Raw genomic sequence first — 23,576 nt, forward strand, 5'->3', positions numbered from 1 at the left:
CCGGATGCCACGCATCCTCAGAAGACGAGAAACATTGCTCTTCGTCATCATCGTCGTGATGATCGCGGGCTTTGCAACGCGTGCCCCCGGCTTTGCCGAGCCCGGCAATCTCGCCAATATCTTCAACGACACCTCGATCCTCATCATCCTCGCCTTGGCGCAGATGACCGTGATCCTGACAAAGTCAATCGATCTTTCGGTCGCAGCCAATCTCGCCTTCACCGGCATGGCCGTCGCTATGCTGAACGCCGCCTATCCCGACCTGCCGCTGATCGTTCTCGTCTTGACGGCGATCGCCATGGGCGCGGTGCTCGGCGCCATCAACGGCTATCTCGTCTGGGCGTTGGAAATCCCGCCGATTGTCGTCACTCTCGGCACGCTCACCATTTACCGCGGCATGGCTTTCGTGCTCTCCGGCGGCGCCTGGGTCAATGCGCATCAGTTCACCCCGAATTTCCTCAGCGTGCCGCGCACGCCGCTGCTTGGCCTGCCGGTGCTCGCCTGGATCGGCATCGCCATCGTGCTGATTATGTATTTCGTGCTGCGCTACACGCGGTTCGGCCGCTCCACCTATGCCAGCGGCGGCAATCCGGTCGCGGCCGTCTATGCCGGCATCGATGTCGGCTGGACCCGCTTCCTCGCCTTCGTCCTATCGGGCGCGCTTGCCGGCCTCAGCGGCTATCTCTGGGTATCGCGCTATGCCGTCGCCTATGTCGATATCGCCAACGGCTTCGAACTGGATAGTGTTGCGGCCTGCGTCATCGGCGGCATTTCGATTGCCGGCGGCGTCGGCTCGGTGGCGGGCGCCGTGCTCGGGGCACTCTTCCTCGGCGTTATCAAGAACGCCCTTCCGGTCATCGGCATCTCACCGTTCACGCAGATGGCGATCTCGGGCACCGTCATCATCCTTGCCGTCGTCTTCAATGCCCGGCGCGAGCGCAACCGCGGCCGCATCATTCTCAGGGATCAGGCGGCGAAGGACACCGCCAGCCATGGAGCAAGCACATGAGCACCGTTTCGCAAGCACCGACGGAAAAGCGCGCCATTCCCGACCGTTTGGGAACACCTTTCAAGCGCATCCTCGCAAGCTGGGAGACGCTGCTGCTTGGCGTCGCAGTCGCGATCTTCATCTTCAATTCGCTGGCCTCGCCCTATTTCCTCGATCCCTTCAATCTCTCCGATGCCACCTTCAATTTCACCGAAAAGGCGATGATCGCCTTTGCCATGGCGCTGCTGGTCATCGCTGGTGAAATCGACCTCTCGGTCGCAGCCATCATCGCGCTCGCCTCGACAGCGATGGGCGCTGCGGCGCAGGTCGGCGTCGACACCGTCGGCCTCGTTGCGATCGGCCTTGGGGTCGGGCTGCTCTGCGGCCTCTTCAACGGCTTCCTCGTCTCCGGCATGAAGCTGCCGTCGATCGTCGTCACCATCGGCACGATGAGCCTCTTTCGCGGCATCTCCTACATCGTGCTCGGCGATCAGGCCTACGGCAATTATCCGGATAGTTTTGCCTATTTCGGCCAGGGCTATGTCTTCTGGGTCTTCTCCTTCGAATTCGTTCTCTTCATCGTGCTGGCGATCGTCTTCGCGATCCTGCTGCATGCGACGAATTTCGGCCGGCAGGTCTATACGATCGGCAATAATGACTTCGCCGCGCGCTTCTCCGGCATTCCTGTGGAGCGGGTCAAATTCATCCTGTTTCTCCTGACCGGCCTGATGAGCGGCATTGCCGCCGTCTGCCTGACCTCGCGGCTCGGCTCCACCCGTCCGTCGATCGCACTCGGCTGGGAACTCGAAGTGGTGACCATGGTGGTGCTTGGCGGCGTCTCGATCCTCGGTGGTTCAGGCACGATCGGCGGCGTGGTCATCGCCGCCTTCGTCATGGGCCTCGTCACCTTCGGCCTCGGCCTGCTCAATGTTCCCGGCATCGTCATGTCGATCTTCATCGGCCTCCTCCTCATCATCACCATCGCCCTGCCGATCGTCGCAAGGCGCATCAGGACCATGAGTTCCAAATGACCCCAACCCTCGAGCGCCACGCCTTCAAGATGAAGCTCAATCCCGGCATGGAGGCGGAATACCGGAAACGCCACGACGAGATCTGGCCCGATCTGGTGGACCTGCTGCATGAGGCCGGCGCCAGCGACTATTCCATCCATCTCGACCGCGAGACGAATACGCTCTTCGGCGTTCTGACGCGCCCGAGGGATCATAGACTGGCGAGCCTGCCAGACCATCCCGTCATGAAGAGATGGTGGGCGCACATGTCAGACATCATGGCCACCAATCCCGACAATTCGCCGGTGCAGAGCGATCTCGTCACGGTCTTCCATCTGCCATGACCGCCGTATCAGCCTATCGCCGCATTGCCGTCATTGACATCGGCAAGACCAACGCCAAGGTCGTGGTACTCGATGCCGAAACCGGTGGCGAAATCGCCGTCGTCAAGACGAGCAATGGCGTGCTGAAGACCAGCCCCTATCCACACTACGATGTCGACAGGCTTTGGGATTTCATCCTCGGTGCTCTGAAGGGCTTTGCAACAGCACCCGGCTTCGACGCCATATCGATCACCACGCATGGCGCTTCGGCGGTGCTGCTCGATGCAGACGGGCACCTTGCCCTGCCGGTGCTCGATTACGAGCATCTCTATCCGCAAGCCATACAGGATGCCTATAGGCAGTTGCGCCCGGCCTTTGCCGAAACCTTTTCACCACGGCTATCCGGCGGGCTGAATGTCGGCGCGCAGATCCACTATCAGAAGAGCACCTTTCCCGAAGAATTCGCCCGCGTCGCGGCGATCCTGACCTATCCGCAATATTGGGCCTTGCGCCTGACCGGCGTCGCCGCCAACGAGGTGACTTCGCTCGGCTGCCACACGGATCTCTGGAATCCGACCACCGGAACCTATTCCTCTCTCGTGGACACTCTAGGCATTCGCACTCTGATGGCGCCGGTTCGCTCCGCTTTCGATACGCTCGGGCCGGTGCTGCCGGCGCTTTCCGCCAATATCGGGCTTGCGGCGCCGGTCCCGGTCTATTGCGGCATCCATGATTCCAATGCCTCGCTGCTGCCGCATCTGGTCGAGAATGAAGCGCCCTTCGCCGTGGTGTCGACGGGAACATGGGTGATCAACTTCGCGGTCGGCGGCGATCTCTTGCATCTAGATCCGCAGCGCGATGCCCTTGCCAATGTCGATGCCTATGGCCGCGCCGTGCCCTCCTCCCGCTTCATGGGTGGTCGCGAATTCGAGATCCTGGCCGCGCAAATCGGGACCGCAACTCCGGAGGCAATCGAGGCCGCTCTTCAAGCCACGATCGAGAAGGGCATCATGCTGTTGCCCAACGTCGTCGAAGGCTCAGGACCCTTCCCGGGCAAAAAAATGCGCTGGATCGGCGATGCCTCGGCGACGGATGCCGAGCTTCTCGCCGCCGTGAACCTCTATCTTGCCCTGATGACGGAAGCCTGCCTCGGCCTGATCGGCGCCAAGGGACCGATCTTCGTCGAAGGGCCCTTTGCGCTCAATCGCCCCTATCTCGTGACCTTGTCCGCACTGACGAATACCGACGTCATCGCTCTGGCGGGCTCGACGGGAACCAGCCAGGGCGCCGCCCTGCTGACCGGCATCCGCCCGCCGATTGCTGCAGGGAATAAGCCGGTCCGTTCCGAGCTGGCCGGATTGATTCGCTATCGGCAGGCATGGCGCGATGGAGTGTAGAGGTGAGCTTCGGCTGCCGTTTCGAGATTTTGCGAGTAGCAAGCCCGGTTCGCAACCCATGCCTGTAATATTATAGCAACCATCCCTCGACGAAAAATCGCGAAAAATCGTCAAAATTGTCTTCACGACGGTTATTTTCTTGCGGAATCGTCGCAATATTCCTACAGAAAATACCCTTATGAACGCTTTCGAGGTCAAAAATGTCCGAAAGCGGGTCATCGGCTTCGATGTCAGTTCTGTCTTCTTTAGGAGAAGCGCCTTACGGCAGTTTGCGCGTCGAGACAGGCGATTGGGCGGGTTCAAAGGGCGCTGCCGCGCCCATCCAAGGAGAGATAATATGAGTCTGAAGACATTGACGGCCGCGACCTTCGTCGCTTCGCTGGCCTTTGCACCTCTCGCACATGCCGACATCACGATCGGCCTTATCGCACCGCTGACCGGTCCGGTCGCCGCCTATGGCGAGCAGGTCAAGAACGGCGCGCAGACCGCCATCGAGGAAATCAACAAGAGCGGCGGCGTTCTCGGCCAGAAGCTGGTTCTGAAGCTCGGCGACGACGCCGGCGATCCGAAGCAGGGCGTATCGGTTGCCAACGGCTTCGTTGGTGACAGCATCCGCTACGTCGTCGGCCCGGTCACCTCGGGTGTTGCCATTCCGGTTTCGGATGCGCTTGCCGAAAACGGCATCCTGATGGTCACGCCAACGGCGACCGCTCCGGACCTGACCAATCGCGGCCTGACGAATGTCTTCCGCACCTGCGGCCGTGACGACCAGCAGGCTGTCGTTGCCGGCGAATACGTGGTGAAGAACTTCAAGGACAAGAAGATCGCCATCCTCAACGACAAGGGCGCCTACGGCAAGGGCCTGGCGGACGCCTTCAAGGCAGCCCTCAACAAGGGCGGCGTGACCGAAGTCCTCAACGACTCCCTGACCCCGGGCGAAAAGGACTACAGCTCGCTGACGGCAAAGCTGAAGCAGGCCGGAGCCGAAGTCATCTATTTCGGTGGCTATCACCCGGAAGCAGGTCTGCTGGCTCGCCAGCTGCATGACATCTCCGTCAAGGCTCAGATCATCGGCGGCGACGGCCTGTCCAACACCGAATACTGGGCAATCGCCAACGACGCCGCGGCCGGCACGATCTTCACCAACGCCGCAGACGCCCTGAAGAACCCGGCGTCGCAGAGCGCCGTTGCAGCCCTGAAGGCTCGCAACATTCCGGCAGAAGCCTTCACGCTCAACGCCTATGCCGCCGTTCAGGTCCTCAAGGCCGGCATCGAAAAGGCTGGCAAGGCGGATGATGCCGAAGCCGTCGGCGCTGCGCTGAAGAAGGGCGAACCTGTCGATACCGCCATCGGCAAGGTCACCTATGGCGAAACCGGCGACCTCACCTCGCAGAGCTTCTCGCTCTACAAGTGGGAAGGCGGCAAGATCGTTTCGGCCGAATAAGCCGCTGCATCTAACACGCTTTAAAAAATTCAGCCGGGCCAGATAATGGCCCGGCTTTTTTGTGCCTGATCGGTGTCAATTGCTTTCGCCTAGCAAACGGTACGAAAACGATCGACACAGGTGGACAGAACCTCCTCGCCGGGCTGCTTCCACCAATTATTCTGAGAGAAGATTTCCACTTCCTGCAGACCGAAAAAGCCTGCCTTCTCGATCTCGGCACGGATCGCTTTCAGGTCGATGACGCCATCGCCCATCATGCCGCGATCGAGCAGCAGATCGGTCGTCGGGACTAGCCAGTCGCAAATGTGATGCGCCAGGATCCGCCCGCCGGCGCCGGCGCGTGCAATCTGCTCATAGAGCTTCGGGTCCCACCAGACGTGGTAGACGTCGATGGCAACGCCGATACCGTCACCCAGCAGATCGCAAATATCCAGCGCCTGTTCCAGCGTGTTCACGCAGGCGCGGTCGGCGGCATACATTGGATGCAGCGGCTCGATCGCCAGCGGAATGCCAGCGCTGCGGGCATGCGGCAATATCGCCGCGATACCGTCGGCCACCATCTCGCGGGCATGCAGGATATCTCTCGATCCTTCAGGCAAACCACCAACGACGAGCACGAGGCAATCCGCATTGAGCGCCGCCGCCTCATCGATCGCGCGCTTGTTGTCGTCGATCGCGGTCGCCCTGCCTTCAACGCTTGCGGCAGGAAACATGCCGCCGCGGCAGAGACCGGTGACCTTGAGCTTGTTGTCAGCGACGATTTTTGCGGCTTCCGAAAGCCCGATCTTGTGCACCTGATCGCGCCAGGGTGCGATCGCGACGATATCCTGCTTCAAGCAGGCTTCCACCGCCTGGCGCATGTCAAATTGCTGGCGCACCGTCGCCAGATTGATGGATAGACCTTCTACGGCCATTATGATGATCCTCCCCGATCCCTCGTCCGTTAATCGATGCCGACCGTGGCAAGGATCGTCTTCATCCGGCGCACCGCTAGGTCCGGGTCACGCAGGACGCGGGCAGCATCCGAGAGCCGGAAGAGCTCCGAGAGATGCTGGATCGAACGCGTACTCTGCTGGCCGCCAAGCATCTGGAAGTGATCCTGAAAGCCGTTGAGATAGGCTAGAAAAACGACACCGGTCTTATAGAAGCGCGTCGGCGCCTTGAAGATATGGCGTGACAGAGGAACGGTCGGCGCCAGGAGCTGATGGAAGGCATCGAGATCGTTCTGGGCGAGCTTCGCCAGGGCGGCGCTTGCTGCCGGTGCGATGGCATCGAAGATGCCGAGCAGTGCGTGCGAATAACCCTGCTCATCGCCGGCGATCAGTTCTGCATAGTTGAAGTCATCGCCCGTATACATCTTCACGGCCGGATCGAGCCGGCGGCGCATGATAATTTCCTTCTCGGCCGAGAGCAGCGAAATCTTCACGCCATCGACCTTGGCAGCGTTCTGGTTGATGATCGCGACGGCTGTGTCCATCGCCCGCAGATCGTCGACCGACCCCCAGTATCCGGCCAGTGCCGGATCGAACATCGAGCCGAGCCAGTGGATCATGACAGGCTCCTTCACCTGTCCGAGAATACGGTCGTAGACGCGGATATAGTCGTCCGGGCTCTTGGCGGCTGCGGCAAGCGCACGGCTCGCCATCAGAATGATCCGGCCGCCCTGCCCTTCCACATAAGCAATCTGCTCTTCATAGGCACGAATGACATCATCGATGGTCACATCCGGCCCGGGTTGCAGATGATCGGTGCCGGCGCCATAGGCGATCAGCGAATCCGACCTGTTGCGGGCAGCCGATTGTGCATGGGCGATCAGTTCCTTCGCGCCGGCCCAGTCGAGGCCCATGCCGCGCTGCGCCGTGTCCATGGCCTCCGCCACGCCGAGACCGAGATCCCAGAGATATTCGCGGAAGGCGATGGTGCGCTCCCAGTCGATATTGCGATCGAGCCAAGGATCGTTATCTGCCAGCGGGTCGACGACAATATGAGCGGCGGCATATGCCACGCGATTGAACCTGTGACCGCTGGCCGGCTTTTCCGGAGCGCTCAGAGGCGCATTGCTGATCGTGAAGTCGGCAAGCGTGCCACCGACGGTTGGCAGGCGAAGGCTTCTTGTCATGATCCTATCTCCCTATCACTGGCTTAGCTTCGGCACATCGACCCATCGGCGTTCTTGCCAGCTCTGTTGGGCGAGTTCTGCAAGCTGCACGCCCTTGGCGCCCTCGCGCAGGCTGAACTTCCACGGCGCATCCTCGGCGACATGGCGCAGGAAACCCTCCCACTGCACCTTGAAGCCATTGTCGAATACCTGCGTGTCGGGAACCTCGTCCCAGGTCTCGAAGAAGTTGATCGGCTGCGGCTGGTCCGGGTTCCATACCGGCTTCGGCGTGTTGACCCGATGCTGCGTCCAGCAGCGCATCAGCCCGCAGACCGCAGACCCATGCGTGCCGTCGACCTGGAAGGTGACGAGATCGTCGCGACGGACGCGAACCGCCCAGGAGGAATTGATATGGGCGATGATCCCGCCCTCGAGCTCGAAGGTGGCATAGGCCGCATCATCGGCATCGGCGGCATAGGTCTTGCCGCTCTCATCGACACGGCTTGGAATATGGGTGGCGCCAAGGCAGCTCACCGACCTGACCTCGCCGAACAGATTGTCGAGCACATAGCGCCAATGCGGCAGCATATCGAGGATCATGCCGCCGCCGTCGGCCTTGCGGTAGTTCCACGACGGACGCTGCGCCTGCACGCCCCAATCGCCCTCGAACACCCAGTAGCCGAACTCGCCGCGCACCGACAGGATTTTTCCGAAGAAGCCGCTGTCGCGCAGCATGGCGATCTTGCGCAGGCCCGGCAGGAATAGCTTGTCCTGCACCACGCCGTTCTTGACGCCGCGCCGCTCGGCGGACGCTGCCACCGACAGCGCTTCTTCCAGCGTCTCGGAGATCGGCTTTTCGCAATAGACATGCTTGCCGGCGGCAATCGCCTTCTCCAGCAACTCGACGCGCATCTGCGTCGAGCCTGCATCGAAGAAGATCGCATTGGCGGGATCGGCCAGAGCGGCATCGAGATCGGTCGTCGTCTTCGACAGGCCGTGCTTGCGGGCAATGGCCTCGATCTTCTCGGCATTGCGGCCGACAAGCACCGGCTCTGGCATCAGCCTGTCGCCATTCGACAGCAACACCCCGCCCTGCTCGCGGATCGCCAGGATGGAGCGCAGCAGGTGCTGATTGTAGCCCATGCGTCCGGTGATGCCGTGCATGATGATCCCGATTGGCCTTGTCGCCATAAGCCATTCCTCCCGTAAATAACCATATAGTTACATAACTGACATGCCAATGCACACCTGTCAACGCCAAGAAGCAAGAGCGCGAAGCAGGGATTACGGAGAGAGTGGCTGAAAGGCGCTTAGGGGCGCAGATAAGCGAAAATGACCTCGACGATATGCTCGCCCCAGGCCTCGATTTCCGCCCTGTCGGAGAGATTGCGCCGGAAGATCGTCGACAGTGTCCAGCGGTTCGTCAGGAAGAACGAGCCAAGCGCGGCGATGCTCATGTATATCTTCACCGGATCGCAGCCGGGACGGAAATCACCGGAGGCCGCGCCTCGATCCAGCAGGCCGGAAATTTCCGCGACCAAGGGGGAATGCAGCTCGAAAATGCGGGCCGACCGCTTCAGGAAGCGGGCCTTGTGCATGTTTTCCGTGCTGAGAATGCCAAGGAATTCAGGGTGATCCAGGAAATATTGCCATGTGAAAACAACAAGCTCGCGCATGCCATCCCTGGGCGAGCGATGCGTGAGATCAAGCCTGGCCTCGGCCGAGCGGATGGCGATGTAGCTGCCTTCGAGAACGGCGACATAGAGCGCATCCTTGCCACCGAAATAATGGTAAAGCATCCGCTTGTTGATCTTGGCACGCTCGGCAATGGCATCAACGCGGGCGCCGCCATAGCCGCGCTCGGCAAACTCCTTCGTCGCTGCAGCCAGGATCGCCTTGCTCGTGCGCTCTGCGTCCCTCAGACGCGGCCGTTCTGCAGTCGCCCGCGATGCCCCTTCATCGGCATTCGCAGCGTCTGCGCTCTTGGCACGGCGTTTCACGGTTCTGGCTTCCGACATCATGGCTCCCGGCGACATCTCACAAGGCTTAAAGGCCCTTCCTGTCGCCGATAAGTAACCGATCATCGCATCAGTTGACAGCCCCCGGCGATTCGCGGGCGGTAGTAACCAGACGGTTATATCGATTTAAATGTGGATATGTCATAATGAAGGCCGTTGCTTGAGGCAGGAGTTTCCTTGAATCTGGATGGAACGATCTTGCTTTCGTGACCGGTCCGGCCCAAGAGAACGAATGGTAATTGGCACCGGATTGGCCCATGGCTGAAAAGCAGATCGCAATCATCGGCGGCGGCCCCGCCGGGCTCATGGCGGCAGAAGTTCTGTCTACTTCGGGCCATCGTGTCACCGTCTATGACAGCATGCCAACGGTTGCGCGCAAATTCCTGCTGGCCGGCAAATCCGGGCTGAACATCACCCATTCGGAAGAGTTCCGTCTCTTCGCCGACCGCTTCGGTACGACCTCACCCCGGCTGCGCGCCGCGCTCGATTGCTTTGGACCGTACGACGTCAGGGCCTGGGCCGAAGGATTGGGCACGGAGACATTTATCGGCTCCTCCGGCCGTGTGTTCCCGAAGGCCATGAAGGCGTCGCCCCTGCTGCGCGCCTGGCTCGCGCGGCTGGAGGCCCAAGGTGTGAGGGTTATGACGCGGCACCGTTGGTCCGGTTTCGCCGATGGCGGCCTGGTTCTGGAGACACCACAGGGACGCGAGATCGTCGACTATGACGCCGCTTTGCTCGCGCTTGGCGGTGCCAGCTATCCTCGATTGGGTTCGGATGCGGCATGGGTCGACTGGCTCGAAGACAAGGGGATCGATATCGCCGCCTTCCAGCCGGCCAATTGCGGCTTCGACGTCGCCTGGAGTGTGCCATTCAAGGAACGCTTCGCCGGCGCGCCGCTGAAAGCGGTCACAGCCACTTCCGAGGCGGGAACGGTTCCCGGTGAGTTCGTCATCTCGCAGACCGGCATCGAAGGCAGCCTGGTCTATGCCCATGCCGCCGCGTTGCGCGACCGGCTGGCACGCGGAGACAAAGCTGTTCTCGTCGTCGATCTTGTACCTGGACGCACAACCGAGCGGCTCGCACGGGACCTCGCCCGGCAGGACGCTAAGATCAGCCTTTCCAACCGCCTGCGCAAGGGCGCGGGGATCGAAGGCGTGAAGGCCGGCCTGATCCGTGAACTGGCAGCGCCGCCTATCCTTTCAGATCCAGAAAGTCTCGCGCGGCTGATCAAGGCCTTGCCGATCCCGCTTTTGCGACCAAGGCCCATTGCCGAGGCCATCTCATCGGCCGGCGGCATCCGCTGGAGCGAGCTCGATGAGGGCTATATGCTGAAGAAGCTCCCCGGCCTGTTCGTCGCCGGGGAAATGATCGATTGGGAAGCGCCGACGGGCGGCTACCTGCTTACGGCCTGCTTTGCCACTGGGCGAGCGGCGGCCGAGGGTATGGAGGCTTGGCTCAGGCGATGAAGGCCCGAAGTCCGGCTCGTCAGCTGATCCGGCCATTCGCCATCAGCCATGCGGCCGATTCCTGAACTGCCTCCAGCGATGTATAGCGCGGCTGATAACCAAGCAATCTCTGCGCCTTGGCGATCGAGCAATTCGGGCTCCGGGCGATGTGCTCCCAGGTGGCCTGCGCATCCTCGGGCGTCTGGTCCTTTGCCCAAGCCTCATAGGGCAGGAACTCAAGCTTCGGTTCATGACCGAACCACCGTGACATCGCCTCGGCATAGCCCCTGAGCGTCAGCGCGCCGCTCGAAACCGCGTGAAACGCCTCCCCGGTCGATACACTCCAGTTGGCGATCGCGCCCATGAACATCTGCGCGACATCATCGGCATGGACATGGTGAACCGTCTCGAGGCCGAAATTCGGTAAAGCAAGCGTTTCGCCGCGCGCCAATGTCGAAAACGCTGAGAGATTGAAATGGCCGGCCGGATTAAGGGGAGACCAGCCTGGGCCGACGATATGGCCCGGGTGGATCAAGGTCGCGGGAAATGCCCGGCGGCGAGCCTCTTCCAGAAGATGCGTCTCGATTGCCGCCTTCTGCGTACCGTAGTCACCAAACGGCCGCTTTGGCGCCTCCTCCGGCGTCGGAACCACGGTCGAGAAGCCGTGCGTCCAGATCGTGCCCGTATGCAGGAAGTGGCTGACATGTCCGGCAAGCGCTTCGGTCAGGTGCCTGGCGCTATCCAGCGTGAAACAGATCATGTCGATGACGATATCTGCCTTCAATGCGCGGATCGCCGGGCCGAAACTGCCGTCTTTCTCCAAACCTGCGCGGTCCATGGTCAGCATTTCGACGTCGTCCCAGGCCCGGTTCGGCGAATAGGGCTTCGCCTGGCCTCGGCTGATTGCCACCACCTGGTGCCCCGCCTCGACCAGCCGAGGGACGAGATATGTCCCGACATGGCCGGTCGCGCCGATAACCACTACACGCGTCATGATGTCCTCCCACCAGCCGCCATCATGATTGGCCGGTCTCAAAATTCAAAAAACTGTGTTGAGAATAGGAGCCCGTGCCGGTTTGTCATCCTTCGATTGAAGGACGCGGCGATTTTCTATGGTCGCGTGCCGATGAGCTGCTTTTGCCCTTCCCGCTCTTGCTCATCCTCCGAGCGAATATAGACCTGCAGCGTGTAGCCGATGTGCTCGGTCATCAGCGCCTTGGCGCGATCGAGATCGCGGTCGAGGGCTGCTTCCATCAGTGCGGTATGGTGCTCGATCGCCATGGCATCCTGCAGGGCCGCTGCCGCCTTTTCATAGCCGATCGTCAGGCCGGCAGCAGCTCGCTGTGTCGGCGCCAAGCCGAGGAAGCGGTGATGGCGGCGAAGCTGGTCGCTGATAGTGGCCTGGAAACGCTGGAGCCAGTTCGATGTTGCCGCGCTGACGAGCGCGGCATGAAAGGCCGTATGCTTCTCGTCCCATTCGTCGGCCATCTCATCGGAGGCATCGTCCGGCACGATCTTGCAGCGCGACAGGCGGTAATGCGCTGTGACGACGGCGGACTCCCAGTCCGGGCCGCCCTTTTCGATCGACTCCAGAAGGAGCGGCACTTCGACGACCATGCGGGCCCGCATCAGGTCTTCCAGTTCCGCACGCGATACGGGTGCTACTGCAAAGCCGCGATTGCTGACGGCCGTCACCAGCTTCTCGGCCTCCAGCCGCGACAGCGCCTCGCGAAGTGGTGTCCAGCCGACACCGTAAATATCCCGGAGAGCGCCGAGCCGCAAAGATGCGCCGGGTCTCAGCCTCGTATTGAGGATATCGCGCCGCAACAGCCAGTAGGCTGCCTCAGTCTTGCTCAACGCATCCTTGTCCTGCATGACCTCTATCCCAGCCCTCTTCCGGCCCGGATTATATATAAAATCGCCGTAACGGGAAATTATATATTAAAGGCGCGTGCGGTGCATATCATATATCGCAAATTGACAGGCTTGCAGCAGTCGCTATGATCCCCGTCAAGAGAGCCGAGGGAACATGGCTCCTTGACACATTCGGGAGGAAAATATGCGTAGCTTTACGTCCAAATGGCTGTCCAGCCTCGTGGTTGCCGGTGCCTTCATGGCAGGCGTCGCCTCGGCATCGGCCGAGCCCATCAAGATCGCAATCGCCAACTTCGGCGAGCATCCGCAGCTCAACGCCTCGATCGCCGGCTTCAAGAAGGCACTCGCCGATAATGGCTTCGTCGAAGGCAAGGATGTCGTCTATTCCGAAAGCAATACGAGCTTCGACGCTTCGCTCGTGCCGCAGATGATCGCCAAGCTGCAATCCGAACATCCGAAGCTGATGTATACGGTCACGACACCGGTATCGCAGATCGCCAAGAAGGCGCTCGCCGGCTCCGGCATTCCGATCGTCTTCACCGCAGTCACCGATCCGGTCGCCGCCAAGCTCGTCCCGTCGTGGGATTCGGGTGACGTCGGCATTACCGGCTCGAGCGACCTGCAGGACATTTCCGCGATCCTGACCTTCACCAAGAAGCTGCTGCCGAATGCCAAGCGTCTCGGCGTGCCCTACAATCCGGGCGAAGCCAATGACGTTGCGCTGATCGACAAGGTCAAGGCTGCCGCTCCGGCTGCCGGCTTCGAGGTCGTGCCGGTCGGTGTCGACAACGTCAACGACATCCAGCAGCGCATTGCATCGCTCGCCGGCAAGGCCGACGTGATCTACACGCCGGCTTCCAACCTGCTGCAGCCGGCAATTCCTGCCGTTGCCGCCGCCGCCCGCCAAGCACAGATCCCGATCGTCAATTCCGACGATGCCGCCGTTCGCAGTGGCGTCGTCCCGGCCAGCTTCGCCGTCAACTACGAGCAGGTCGGCGAAAATGCCGGCAAGATCGCTGCCCAGATCCTCAAGGGTGCCGATCCGGAGACGATCAAGCCGTCCGTTCCGGCTTACAAGGACCATGCGCCGCTGATCAACAAGGCCGTTCTGAAGGCTTTCGGTGCCGAAGTCCCGGCTTCGCTTGCCGATTGCAATTGCTTCACGAAGTAATCGGCGGCATCTTCTAGCGATCATTCGGATCCATGGCGGCGTCATGAACGCCGCCATTTTCTAAGCCTACATTGCAGGGAGGCACGGATGCTGGACATCAAATCCGCGCGCAAGGTTTTCTACAGAGGCCAGCCGGACGAGAAAGTCGCGCTCAACGGCCTGACACTTTCCCTCAAATCCGGTGAGTTCGGCGTCGTCATCGGCTCGAACGGCGCGGGCAAGAGCAGCATGCTCAACGCGATCTCAGGCGCACTCAGCCTCGACTCCGGAGAGATCCTCATCAACGGCAACGACGTGACCAACATGCCGGTGCACAAGCGCGCCGCCCGTCTGGCGCGCGTGTTTCAGGACCCGATGAAGGGAACTGCAGCGAGCATGACCGTCGGCGAGAACATGCTTCTGGCCGAATTGCGCGGCAAAACGCGAGGATTTCGTCCCGGGCTGAACGCTGCGCGCCTTGCCGCTTACAAGGAGCGTCTCGCCGTTCTCGGGCTCGGCCTGGAAAATCGGCTCGATACCAAGGTGGAGCTGCTTTCCGGTGGCCAGCGGCAATCGCTCTCGTTGATCATGGCGGTTGGCGGCTCGCCCGATGTACTTCTGCTTGATGAACACACCGCCGCGCTTGATCCGCGCACCGCCGATATCGTCATGCAGGCAACGGTTCGCACGGTCGAGGCGCTGAAGCTAACGACGCTGATGGTGACGCACAACATGCAGCATGCTGTCGACTTCGGCGACAGCATCATCATGCTCGACGCCGGCCGCCTTCATCTGGAAATCACCGGGGAAGGAAAGCGGCGCATCACCGTGCCCGAACTCATCGGTCATTTCTCCGTCAAGACCGACCGAATGTTGCTGGTGAGCTGATATCATGGATTTCATTCAGACAACCGTTTCGAGTTTCGTCTCGCTCATCCCGGTCACGCTGGCACAGAGCTTCATCCTGAGCTTCGTCGTCCTCGGGATCATGATCCCCTTCCGCATGCTGAATTTTCCGGATCTGACCAGCGAAGGCGCATTTCCGCTCGGGGGCTGCGTCTGCGGCGTCCTGCTCGCCGCCGGCGTCGCTCCACCACTCGCCATTATCGTGGCCTTCGTCATCGGCCTTGCTGCCGGTTGCTGCACGGCATTCATTCACCTGCGCTTCCGCATCCACACGCTGCTCGCCGGCATCCTGATGTCGACGATGCTGTACAGCGTTAATCTCGCCATTATGGGCAAATCCAACCTGTCCGTCTTCGGCTCGCCGACCGTGTTCGACTGGGTGCCGTTTGCAGAACCCGGCTTCCCGGCAAGCAAGATCGTCGTTGCCGGCTTGATCGCCATTATCGTCCTCATCGGCCTCAATCTTTACTTCAAGACGGAAAAGGGCACGGCCATGCGCGCCGTCGGCTCCAATCCCGACATGGCCGAAGCACAGGGCATCAATGTCTGGGCCGCCACCATCGGCGGCGTCGGCATCGCCAGCGCTTTTTCCGCCGCCGGCGGCGCATTGATGGTGCAGTCTCAGGGCTTTGCCGACGTCAATATGGGCATCGGCATCCTGATCAACGGCCTCGCCGCTCTAATGATCGGCGAAGCCTTCACCGGCAAGCAGACCGTATTGCGGCAGTTGCTTGCGCCTTTCGTTGGCTCAATCGTCTACTATCAGCTCGTATCGCTCAGCCTTGCCGCCGGCATGCCGCCGCCGAACCTGAAACTCGCCACGGGCCTCTTCGTGCTCATTATGCTGGCGCTACCGAGCATCCGCCGCAGCCGCGGCGGAGCAGCCACCCGGGAAACCATTCGCGAATAAATCAAGAGGCCATACAATCATGGACAGCCTTCCCGATCTCGCCGCCATTGAGGCTATGGACGAGAACGACCCACTGCGCGCCTTCCGCAGCCGTTTTGCCCTGCCAGCCGGCGTTATCTATCTCGATGGCAATTCGCTGGGCGCGGCCTCCCACGATGTCTTTGCCGAAGTGCGCCAGGCGGCCATGGAGGAATGGGGCAACGGCCTGATCCGCAGCTGGAACAGCGCCGGTTGGTTTCATCTTCCGCTCGAACTCGGTGATCGCATCGGCCGGTTGATCGGCGCGGCTGAGGGCCAGACTGTCGTCACCGACTCCACGTCGATCAATATCTACAAGACGCTGCATGCAGCCCTGACGATGCGGCCGGATCGGAACGTTATCGTCGCCGAAGGCGACAGCTTCCCCACCGATCTCTATATGGCCGAAGGCGTGGCTTCGACCCGTCCCGGCGTTACGCTTCGCCTCGAAGGCCGCGATGCCGATAGCATCGAGGAACTGATCGACGAGAGTGTCGCCGTCGTGCTCGTCAATCACGTCAACTACAAGAACGGCGAACTGCGCAACATGGCAGCGCTGACCAAGCGTATCCAGGCGGCAGGCGCGCTTGTCATCTGGGATCTGTGCCATAGCGCCGGCGCGCTTCCTGTCGATCTCGATGGTTCAAACGCGGATTTCGCCGTCGGGTGCTCCTATAAATATCTGAACGGCGGCCCGGGTGCCCCGGCGTTCATCTATGCCGCGCGCCGCCACCATGCATCGATCGTCCAGCCGCTTAGCGGCTGGTGGAGCCATGCCCGGCCTTTTGCTTTCGAGCGAGGCTTTGATGGCGACGCCGGCATCAAGCGCTTCCTCTGCGGCACGCAGCCCATCCTTTCGCTGAGGGCGCTAAAGGGTGCGCTTTCGCTGTGGGATGAAGTGGACATGAATGCTCTGCGCCAAAAGAGCATCGCCCTCACCGATCTCTTCATCCGGCTCGTCGAAGCGAAATGCGGCCAATATGGCGTCATGTTGGACACCACGCGCGACAGCGAGCGGCGCGGCAGTCAGGTCTCTTTTACCCATAGCAACGGCTATGAGGTCATGCAGGCATTGATCGACAGCGGCGTGATCGGCGATTTCCGCGCGCCCTCGACGCTGCGCTTCGGCTTCACTCCGCTTTATGTCAGTTATCGCGATGTCTGGCGCGCCGCGGCGGTGCTGGAAGAGATCTTGCGCAGCGGCTCATGGAAGGATGCACGCTTTGCCGTGCGCTCGGCTGTAACCTGACCGATCGTCGCCGAGCGCCGAAACGGAGGAGTTGGAAATGAGCTATTTCAAGCTGACCGATTGGGAGAGCGCCTATACCAACGGCGCGTACATCGTTGACGGCAATCGATGGCCGGATGCCTGGGTGGAGCCAGCCAGGTCTTTCCGCGAAAGCCTTTCCGCAGCGGCGCGCGCAAAGCTTGATCTCGTCTATGGTCCCGCTGAGCGCAACCGCTTCGATCTCTTCCTGCCCGAAGGCCACCCAAAGGGATTGGTGGTTTTCGTGCATGGCGGCTACTGGCTGCAGCTGGACAAGAGCTATTGGTCACATCTCGCGGCCGGCTCGATTGCGGCCGGCTATGCGGTGGCAATCCCCTCTTACACGCTTTGCCCGGCAAATCGCATCGGCGGCATCGGCAGGGAGATCGCGGCGGCGATCACCAAGGCAGCGGAGATGGTGGACGGCCCCATCATTCTGACGGGGCATTCGGCCGGCGGTCAGCTCGTCGCCCGCATGATGACGACGACGTCGCCGCTAGACGAGGCGATCCTCAAACGCATACGCCATGTCCTTGCGATCTCCGGCTTGCACGACCTGCGCCCGATCATGAAGCGCAAAATGAACACGGAACTTCGTATCGATGCCGCCGAAGCAATGACCGAAAGCCCGGCATTGCTGGAGCCAGTGACCAATGTCCGCCTCACATGCTGGGTGGGCGGCGCGGAGCGTGCGGAATTCATTCGCCAGAATGCTTTGCTTGCTAATATCTGGACCGGGCTTGGCGCCGCAACGGAAGCGATGATCGAGCCGGACAAGCACCATTACACGGTCTTGGATGGGCTTACCGATGCCTCTCATCCGCTGACGCGGAGCTTGCTCGCTGAATAGGCCAACGGCCTAGGGAGAAGCTCTCGGCGCGCGTATTCCGCGCCGAGAGCTTGCAGACGTTATGCGTTGACGGGCGCATTCATGGCCCAGGTGACGCCGAAGCGGTCGCGAAGCTGGCCCCAGCGATCACCCCAGAACATCACCTGCGGCTCGACGATGACCTCAAGCCCGGCATCGACGGCGCGCTTCCACCACGCATCGAAGTCCTCGACGACGAGCTGCATGACGAAAGACTGCGGCTTTTCCAGCGCATGGCCGTATTCCGGATAGGCATCTCCCAGCATGACGGAGCTGCCGTTGATGTAGAGATGGATGTGCATGGTCCGGCCCTTTTCGTCGACCGGGAACATGAAGGCCTCTTCGGCGCCGAAGGCATGCTTGTAAAACTCGGCTGCCTTCGTCGCGCCATCTACCGTCAGATAGGCCACGACACCACCACGCACCGGCACGCGCGGTTGAGAAGCCTGGGTCTGTTCTGTTGTATCGGTCATGTTCGTCTCTCCTTGGGGACGGGTTTATGGGTCGTGCCCTTGCGATGGGCTGCCCCAAGGACGTCAGCCGGAGAGACATTCCGACAGAGGAGATCGATTTTTTTCAAATATTTTTGGCAGCCCGGTGAGGCGTCATCGTTCAGGCTTTATCCATGCACCGGCTGCCGGGCGCGAATGACCTTTGGGGGATAGATCTCGCTGAAAATACGCGCCTCGGCCTCCGCACGTGGCATCGGTCGTCCGAGCAGGAAGCCCTGCACCTCGTTATAGCCTTCGGCGCGCAGCTTCGCCAATTGCGCCTCCGTTTCGATGCCCTCGGCGAGCGTCACCGCATTGAAGCCGGAGGCGATGCCAACGACGGCGCGCACGATCGCCAGGTTACCCGGATCGGTTTCCATGCCGGCGACGAAGCTGCGATCCAGCTTTATCTTGTCGAAGGAAAAGGAGCGCAGGTAGCTAAGCGACGAATAGCCGGTGCCGAAATCGTCTATGGCGATGCGAATGCCGAGCTCCTTCAGCGCGCGCAGCAGCGACAGGCTCTGTTCGACCTCGGAAAGCAGGACGGATTCGGTGACTTCTATCTCCAGCCGCCCGGGACTGAGGCCGGTTTCATCGAGAACCGCGACGACGCTGGCAAGCAGGCTTGCATGGCGGAACTGATAGACCGACAGGTTGATGGCGATTTTCAGATTGTCCGGCCAATGTGCGGCAGTCCGGCAGGCTTCCCGCAGCACCCAGTCGCCGATCGGCACGATCATGCCGGTCTCTTCGGCAACGGGGATGAACTCGGCCGGCGCGATGAGGCCGCGCCTGGGATGGCGCCAGCGGATCAGAGCCTCGAAACCCGACAGGCCGTCATTGTCCAGCCGGATGATCGGCTGATAGTGGAGTTCGAATTCGCCGTTCTGCAGGGCTTCCCGAAGCTCGAGGGTAAGCTGATGGCGCCGCTCCGCCTCCAGTCGCATGTCGGCCTGGTAGAAGCGATAGGTCGACCGACCGCTGCCCTTGGCGGCATAAAGTGCCAGATCCGCATCCCGCATCAGCACGTCGGCATCGCTGCCATGCTCCGGCGCCATCGCGATGCCGATGCTGCAGGTGACATGCTCGCGCACGCCGTCGAGATCGAAGGGCACGGAAAGCGAGAGCAGCAGCAGATCCGCAAAACGCTGGGCCCGCCCCGCATCGGTCATTTTCAGCACCAGCGCGAACTCATCGCCGCCGAGGCGCGCGACCAGATCGCTCTTCTCGGCAAGCTGCAGGAGGCGTTCGGCGACCTGACGCAACAGCATGTCGCCGGCGGCATGGCCCTTGCTGTCATTGATATGCTTGAAATGATCGACATCGATATAGAGCAGCGCAATAGGCTTTTCCGGCGTCGCGGAGGCTACCTGCCGCACGATGCTCTCTGAAAAGAAGGCCCGGTTCGGCAGGCCTGTCAGGGAATCGTGCATGGCAAGATGCGCAAGCTTCGCCTCGACGCTGCGCTCCTCCGTGACGTCCTGCGAGATGCCGAGAAGATAGCGCGGCGCCTGCCCCTTCGGAGCCGGGAGCACACGCTTTGCTGTCTTGATGATGCGCGGGACGCCATCCAGCGCATGGATAGTCTCTTCGAACCCGACGGTTGAGCCGGTGTCGAAGGCAAGCCTGTCCTGCTCCCGAAAAATCGCGGTCTGCTCGTCCGAAAATACGGCCTCATCCGGCTTGCCGACGACATCTTTCGCGCGTTGCCCAATGATGCCGCCACAGGCTTCGTTGAACAGGATGTAGCGGCCTTCCCTCGCCATATCCTTGACGAAGACGCCGACCGGAAGATTGTCGACGATACTGTCGAGCAGCGACTGCGTGGCATCGACCTGACGACGGGCAGCGTTGACCTCGGTGCGATCCTGGACAATCGCCAGGATCGCGGCCTTGCCGTCGAAGCAGATCTCACGGCCGTAGGTCAAAACCTCGAACGTCTGGCCATCGGCCTTCAGATGCGTCCAGCGCTGAGCCATCTCCATATCGGTGCGCTGATGCACGGCATCGAGCATGCGCTCGCGCTCTTCCTCAGGCCGGATATCAAGCACGGTCATGACGGCGAAAGCAGCGTGGGTGTAGCCATAGAGATCGCGCGCTGCGTCATTGACGATCAGGAATTTCAGCGTCTGCGGATCATAGACCCACATCGGCGAAGGATGCGTCTTGAAAAGCGATCGAAAATCATCGTTCGGGGCGTCCGGCCAGACGGAATTCATGGACAGGTCGACCTTGCCAATTCGAGTTGAAATATTAGCGAATTGCAGATTTATAATCGAAAAAGTTAAATAAAATCAAAATACTAGACTAGCTTAAACTTTAAGCAAAAGCCTATCGAATATGCAACCAGCCGCTTTATTTTCGCGATAACTCGGCAGCGAAACGAGTGTTCTTGCAAACATGCCGTTTGATTGATCAGAACGATGCCGACCTTGCCGATCTCTTGGACATTAGGTGATATGACCTCGATCCGGGCATAAGACAATCGGCGAGGCTTGCCGACAATCATGCGCTGTCACAAGTCTATGGCATTCTGTAGCCATTGTTACGGCCACTGATGGAGGCAGCAAAGCTTCGCAAAAACCGTCGACACCGCCTATGGTGAACAGTGCGACATCATGGAAGCGTTGGAACAACGGGATCGAATCGCCTAAGCTCATCATATGAACCGCCACCTGCGGGCCCGGCCGCAACTCATCGCGCCGAAGGCCATTTGAGACATCCATTTCATCACGGATCCATGACATGAAAAGACAGACGCTCGACACCGGCTGGACCATCTCGCGCCTTCGCGCGCCCTCCAGCGCACCGTCGCTGCCGAACAGCATTGCGGCGGCCGTGCCCGGCAACGTGCATCTCGACCTGATGGCGGCGCAGCTGATCACCGACCCCTATCTCGACGTCAACGAAATCTCGCAGGACTGGATTGGTCGCTCCGCCTGGCGCTATCGGCTCGCCTTCGACTGGGACGGTGAAGAGGCCGATCGCGTCGATCTGTCGTGCCTGGGGCTCGACACTGCGGCGCGCCTGGAGCTGAACGGCAAAGTCCTCGGCGAAACCCGCAACATGCACCGCAGCTACCGTTTCGATATCGGCGACAACCTCAAGAGCGGCCGTAACGAGCTGATCGTCAACTTCCAATCCGCCTATGAACATGGCGAAGAGGTCCGCAAGCAGCTCGGCAGCGCCGCCGATATTCCCCAGAACTATCCCGGCCCGAGCAATCTCATCCGCAAGATGGCCTGCAATTTCGGCTGGGACTGGGGTCCGACCGTCGTCACCTCGGGTATCTGGCAACCGATCGCCGTGGAAAGCTGGTCGAAAGCACGCCTCGGCAGCATTCGACCGGAAATCACGCTGCAGGGAGGCCAGGGCGTCGCGCGCCTGCATGTCGAGATCGAATGGGCGGCGAAGGGTACGGATAGCGTAGCCCTGGTGCTGTCGGTCGACGGCAAGCGATCGGAAGTCCGTGTTGCGCAGGGAGAAACCCACGCGCAGATCGAGTGCCGCATCGACAATCCGCAAGTCTGGTGGCCGCATGGGCTCGGCGACCAGCCGCTCTACGACCTCGAGCTGCAACTGCTCGGCTCCGATGGTGCATCTCTCGACGACTGGACTCGCCGCGTCGGCTTCCGCTCCGTGCGGCTCGACACGACGCCGGATGAGATCGGCTCTGCCTTCACCCTCGTCGTCAACGACGTGCCGGTCTTTGCCCGCGGCGCCAACTGGATTCCGGATGACTGCTTCCTGCCGCGCGTGACGCGAGAGCGTTATCGCGAGCGGATCGCCCAGGCGCGCGATGCCAACATGAATTTGCTGCGCGTCTGGGGCGGTGGCATCTATGAGACCGATACGTTCTATGAAGAATGCGACGCCGCCGGTATCATGGTCTGGCAGGATTTCCTGTTTGCCTGCGCCACCTACCCCGAAGAAGAGCCTGTCTACAGCGAGATCGAGGCGGAGGCGCGCGAAGCCATCACCCGGCTCATGCCCTACGCCTCGCTGGTGATCTGGAACGGCAACAACGAGAATATCTGGGGCTATTTCGACTGGGGCTGGCAGGACGTGCTCGGCAATCGCCCCTGGGGCGCCGGCTATTACCTCGATCTGCTGCCGAAGCTCGTGGCGGAAATCGATCCGACACGGCCCTATTGGGCGGGAAGCCCCTATTCCGGCTCGATGGAGATCGCGCCGAATGCCGACGAACACGGCTGCAAGCACATTTGGGACGTCTGGAACGAGGTGGGATACGAGACCTACCGCAACTATATCCCCCGCTTCTGCTCGGAATTCGGCTGGCAGGCGCCATCGACCTTCGCGACATTGACGCAATCCGTGCGCGAGGCGGATCGCGCACCCGCCTCCCCCGGGGTCCTGCACCATCAAAAGGCAACCGGCGGCAACGACAAGCTGCTGCAGGGGTTGGAAGGCTGGTTCCCTCACCCGCAGAATTTCGATGACTGGCTCTTCGTCACCCAGCTCAATCAGGCGCGCGCCATCGGCTTCGGCATCGATCACATGCGCTCGCACCGGCCGACCTGCATGGGCACGATCGTCTGGCAGCTCAATGATTGCTGGCCGGTGACATCATGGGCGGCCATCGACGGCGCGGGGCGCAAGAAGCCGCTCTGGTACGCGTTGAAGCACAGCTACGCCCCGCATCTCCTGACCATCCAGCCGCGCGGCGATGGGCTTGCCGCTGTCGCCGCCAACGATGCGACCTTGTTCTGGCGCGTGCCTTTCACCATCGAGCGCTTCGATTTCAACGGCAAGCTGCTTGCGCATCATTCCGTCTGGCGCGTCCTCTGCGACCGCTTCGAGAATGCCGACATCGCGATCCCGGACGACGTGGCAACGCCGGGCGATCCCCGACGGGAATTTCTGCGCGCCCGCCTCGGTGATGCCGAAGCCTGGTGGTTCTTCGAGAAGGATATGGAGCTGCGCTATCCAAATCCGCGCTTCGATATTCAGACCGTCGAGACCGGCGATGGAATTGCGGTGACCATCACGGCGCATACGCTGCTGCGGGACCTCTGCCTGTTCGTCGATCGCATCAGCCCGAATGCCGAGGTCGACGACATGCTCGTCAACCTGATGCCCGGTGAAGACAGGACCTTCCGCATCAGCGGCGTCTCGAAAGAGGCCTTTGAGGAAGCCGATTTGTCCGCGGTCATCCGCACGGCCAATCAGGTCGCGGAGACCTCGACGCATCGATAGGCCGGCATTGTTTACGGCTAAAAGATCCGGCGCCCGGCGCCGGGTCGGATCTGATGTTTTCCGTCTTTCTCCGGCAAGCCGTCACAAAAGATTGCGCTCGCGAATGGCGAAATGCCTCCTATATTCAGGCTCTACCTTATGCTTTAGTGCG

General features: G+C 61.1%; 20 protein-coding genes. 12 read left to right on the forward strand and 8 right to left on the reverse strand.

Annotated features, from left to right (window positions below):
* Positions 1-4 precede the first annotated feature (4 nt).
* The 5 genes from ACQZ6F_RS04315 (at position 5) to ACQZ6F_RS04335 (ending at position 5,162) form a co-directional block, all read left to right on the forward strand.
* A complete protein-coding gene (locus tag ACQZ6F_RS04315) occupies positions 5-1,009 on the forward strand; it encodes an ABC transporter permease (RefSeq protein ID WP_449092788.1) in 1,005 nt (334 codons plus the stop codon).
* Entirely contained in the window at positions 1,006-2,019 is a 1,014-nt protein-coding gene (locus tag ACQZ6F_RS04320) for an ABC transporter permease (protein WP_068393889.1), read from the forward strand. Before ACQZ6F_RS04315 ends, ACQZ6F_RS04320 begins: the two co-directional genes overlap by 4 nt.
* Entirely contained in the window at positions 2,016-2,342 is a 327-nt protein-coding gene (rhaM, locus tag ACQZ6F_RS04325; RefSeq protein WP_077467713.1) for an L-rhamnose mutarotase, read from the forward strand. The genes ACQZ6F_RS04320 and rhaM overlap by 4 nt, the downstream gene beginning before the upstream one ends.
* The gene (locus ACQZ6F_RS04330; RefSeq protein ID WP_449092789.1) at positions 2,339-3,718 is read left to right on the forward strand and encodes an FGGY-family carbohydrate kinase; all 1,380 of its coding nucleotides are present in this window, start codon (positions 2,339-2,341) and stop codon (positions 3,716-3,718) included. Before rhaM ends, ACQZ6F_RS04330 begins: the two co-directional genes overlap by 4 nt.
* Before the next feature lie 337 nt (positions 3,719-4,055).
* On the forward strand, positions 4,056-5,162 hold the full coding sequence (locus ACQZ6F_RS04335; protein ID WP_068393895.1) for a branched-chain amino acid ABC transporter substrate-binding protein: 1,107 nt from the start codon (positions 4,056-4,058) through the stop codon (positions 5,160-5,162).
* Between the two features lie 89 nt (positions 5,163-5,251).
* On the opposite strand, the gene ACQZ6F_RS04340 is transcribed toward ACQZ6F_RS04335, so the two are convergent.
* The 4 genes from ACQZ6F_RS04340 to ACQZ6F_RS04355 form a co-directional block, all read right to left on the reverse strand.
* Positions 5,252-6,076, reverse strand: coding sequence for a sugar phosphate isomerase/epimerase family protein (locus ACQZ6F_RS04340; protein WP_449092790.1), 825 nt, complete (start codon positions 6,074-6,076; stop codon positions 5,252-5,254).
* A 29-nt stretch (positions 6,077-6,105) separates the two neighbouring features.
* Positions 6,106-7,281: a dihydrodipicolinate synthase family protein gene (locus ACQZ6F_RS04345; protein WP_449092791.1), complete on the reverse strand. Its 1,176-nt coding sequence runs from the start codon at positions 7,279-7,281 to the stop codon at positions 6,106-6,108.
* A 15-nt stretch (positions 7,282-7,296) separates the two neighbouring features.
* Positions 7,297-8,451: a Gfo/Idh/MocA family protein gene (locus ACQZ6F_RS04350; RefSeq protein ID WP_267549120.1), complete on the reverse strand. Its 1,155-nt coding sequence runs from the start codon at positions 8,449-8,451 to the stop codon at positions 7,297-7,299.
* 119 nt (positions 8,452-8,570) lie between these two features.
* Positions 8,571-9,278, reverse strand: a complete 708-nt coding sequence (locus ACQZ6F_RS04355) for a TetR/AcrR family transcriptional regulator (protein WP_449092792.1) — start codon at positions 9,276-9,278, stop codon at positions 8,571-8,573.
* A gap of 257 nt (positions 9,279-9,535) precedes the next feature.
* Between ACQZ6F_RS04355 and ACQZ6F_RS04360 the strand changes: the two genes are divergently transcribed.
* A complete protein-coding gene (locus ACQZ6F_RS04360) occupies positions 9,536-10,744 on the forward strand; it encodes a TIGR03862 family flavoprotein (protein ID WP_449092793.1) in 1,209 nt (402 codons plus the stop codon).
* 19 nt (positions 10,745-10,763) lie between these two features.
* Here ACQZ6F_RS04360 and ACQZ6F_RS04365 read toward each other — a convergent pair whose 3' ends face one another.
* Together ACQZ6F_RS04365 and ACQZ6F_RS04370 are read right to left on the reverse strand one after the other, a co-directional pair.
* The gene (locus ACQZ6F_RS04365) at positions 10,764-11,717 is read right to left on the reverse strand and encodes an NAD-dependent epimerase/dehydratase family protein (protein WP_449092794.1); all 954 of its coding nucleotides are present in this window, start codon (positions 11,715-11,717) and stop codon (positions 10,764-10,766) included.
* 116 nt (positions 11,718-11,833) lie between these two features.
* Complete coding sequence (locus ACQZ6F_RS04370) at positions 11,834-12,598, reverse strand: GntR family transcriptional regulator (protein ID WP_449092795.1); 765 nt, start codon at positions 12,596-12,598, stop codon at positions 11,834-11,836.
* Positions 12,599-12,782: 184 nt separating this feature from the next.
* Here ACQZ6F_RS04370 and ACQZ6F_RS04375 point away from each other — a divergent pair, with 184 nt between their 5' ends.
* From ACQZ6F_RS04375 to ACQZ6F_RS04395, 5 genes are all read left to right on the forward strand, one after another.
* The gene (locus ACQZ6F_RS04375; RefSeq protein ID WP_449092796.1) at positions 12,783-13,769 is read left to right on the forward strand and encodes an ABC transporter substrate-binding protein; all 987 of its coding nucleotides are present in this window, start codon (positions 12,783-12,785) and stop codon (positions 13,767-13,769) included.
* Positions 13,770-13,856: 87 nt separating this feature from the next.
* Positions 13,857-14,636: an ABC transporter ATP-binding protein gene (locus ACQZ6F_RS04380; RefSeq protein WP_068395150.1), complete on the forward strand. Its 780-nt coding sequence runs from the start codon at positions 13,857-13,859 to the stop codon at positions 14,634-14,636.
* A gap of 4 nt (positions 14,637-14,640) precedes the next feature.
* Positions 14,641-15,564 (forward strand): ABC transporter permease, encoded by a 924-nt coding sequence (locus ACQZ6F_RS04385; protein WP_449092797.1) that lies wholly within the window; start codon positions 14,641-14,643, stop codon positions 15,562-15,564.
* A gap of 19 nt (positions 15,565-15,583) precedes the next feature.
* The gene (gene kynU, locus ACQZ6F_RS04390; RefSeq protein WP_449092798.1) at positions 15,584-16,831 is read left to right on the forward strand and encodes a kynureninase; all 1,248 of its coding nucleotides are present in this window, start codon (positions 15,584-15,586) and stop codon (positions 16,829-16,831) included.
* Positions 16,832-16,868: 37 nt separating this feature from the next.
* Entirely contained in the window at positions 16,869-17,699 is an 831-nt protein-coding gene (locus ACQZ6F_RS04395) for an alpha/beta hydrolase (RefSeq protein ID WP_449092799.1), read from the forward strand.
* Between the two features lie 59 nt (positions 17,700-17,758).
* Here the strand turns inward: ACQZ6F_RS04395 and ACQZ6F_RS04400 are convergent, their stop codons facing one another.
* On the reverse strand, positions 17,759-18,190 hold the full coding sequence (locus tag ACQZ6F_RS04400) for a VOC family protein (RefSeq protein WP_449092800.1): 432 nt from the start codon (positions 18,188-18,190) through the stop codon (positions 17,759-17,761).
* A gap of 146 nt (positions 18,191-18,336) precedes the next feature.
* Positions 18,337-20,427, reverse strand: coding sequence for a putative bifunctional diguanylate cyclase/phosphodiesterase (locus ACQZ6F_RS04405; RefSeq protein ID WP_449092801.1), 2,091 nt, complete (start codon positions 20,425-20,427; stop codon positions 18,337-18,339).
* A gap of 526 nt (positions 20,428-20,953) precedes the next feature.
* Here ACQZ6F_RS04405 and ACQZ6F_RS04410 point away from each other — a divergent pair.
* A complete protein-coding gene (locus ACQZ6F_RS04410; protein WP_449092802.1) occupies positions 20,954-23,425 on the forward strand; it encodes a glycoside hydrolase family 2 protein in 2,472 nt (823 codons plus the stop codon).
* The last annotated feature ends 151 nt before the right edge of the window (positions 23,426-23,576 follow it).

The organism is Rhizobium sp. A22-96, from assembly GCF_053521805.1.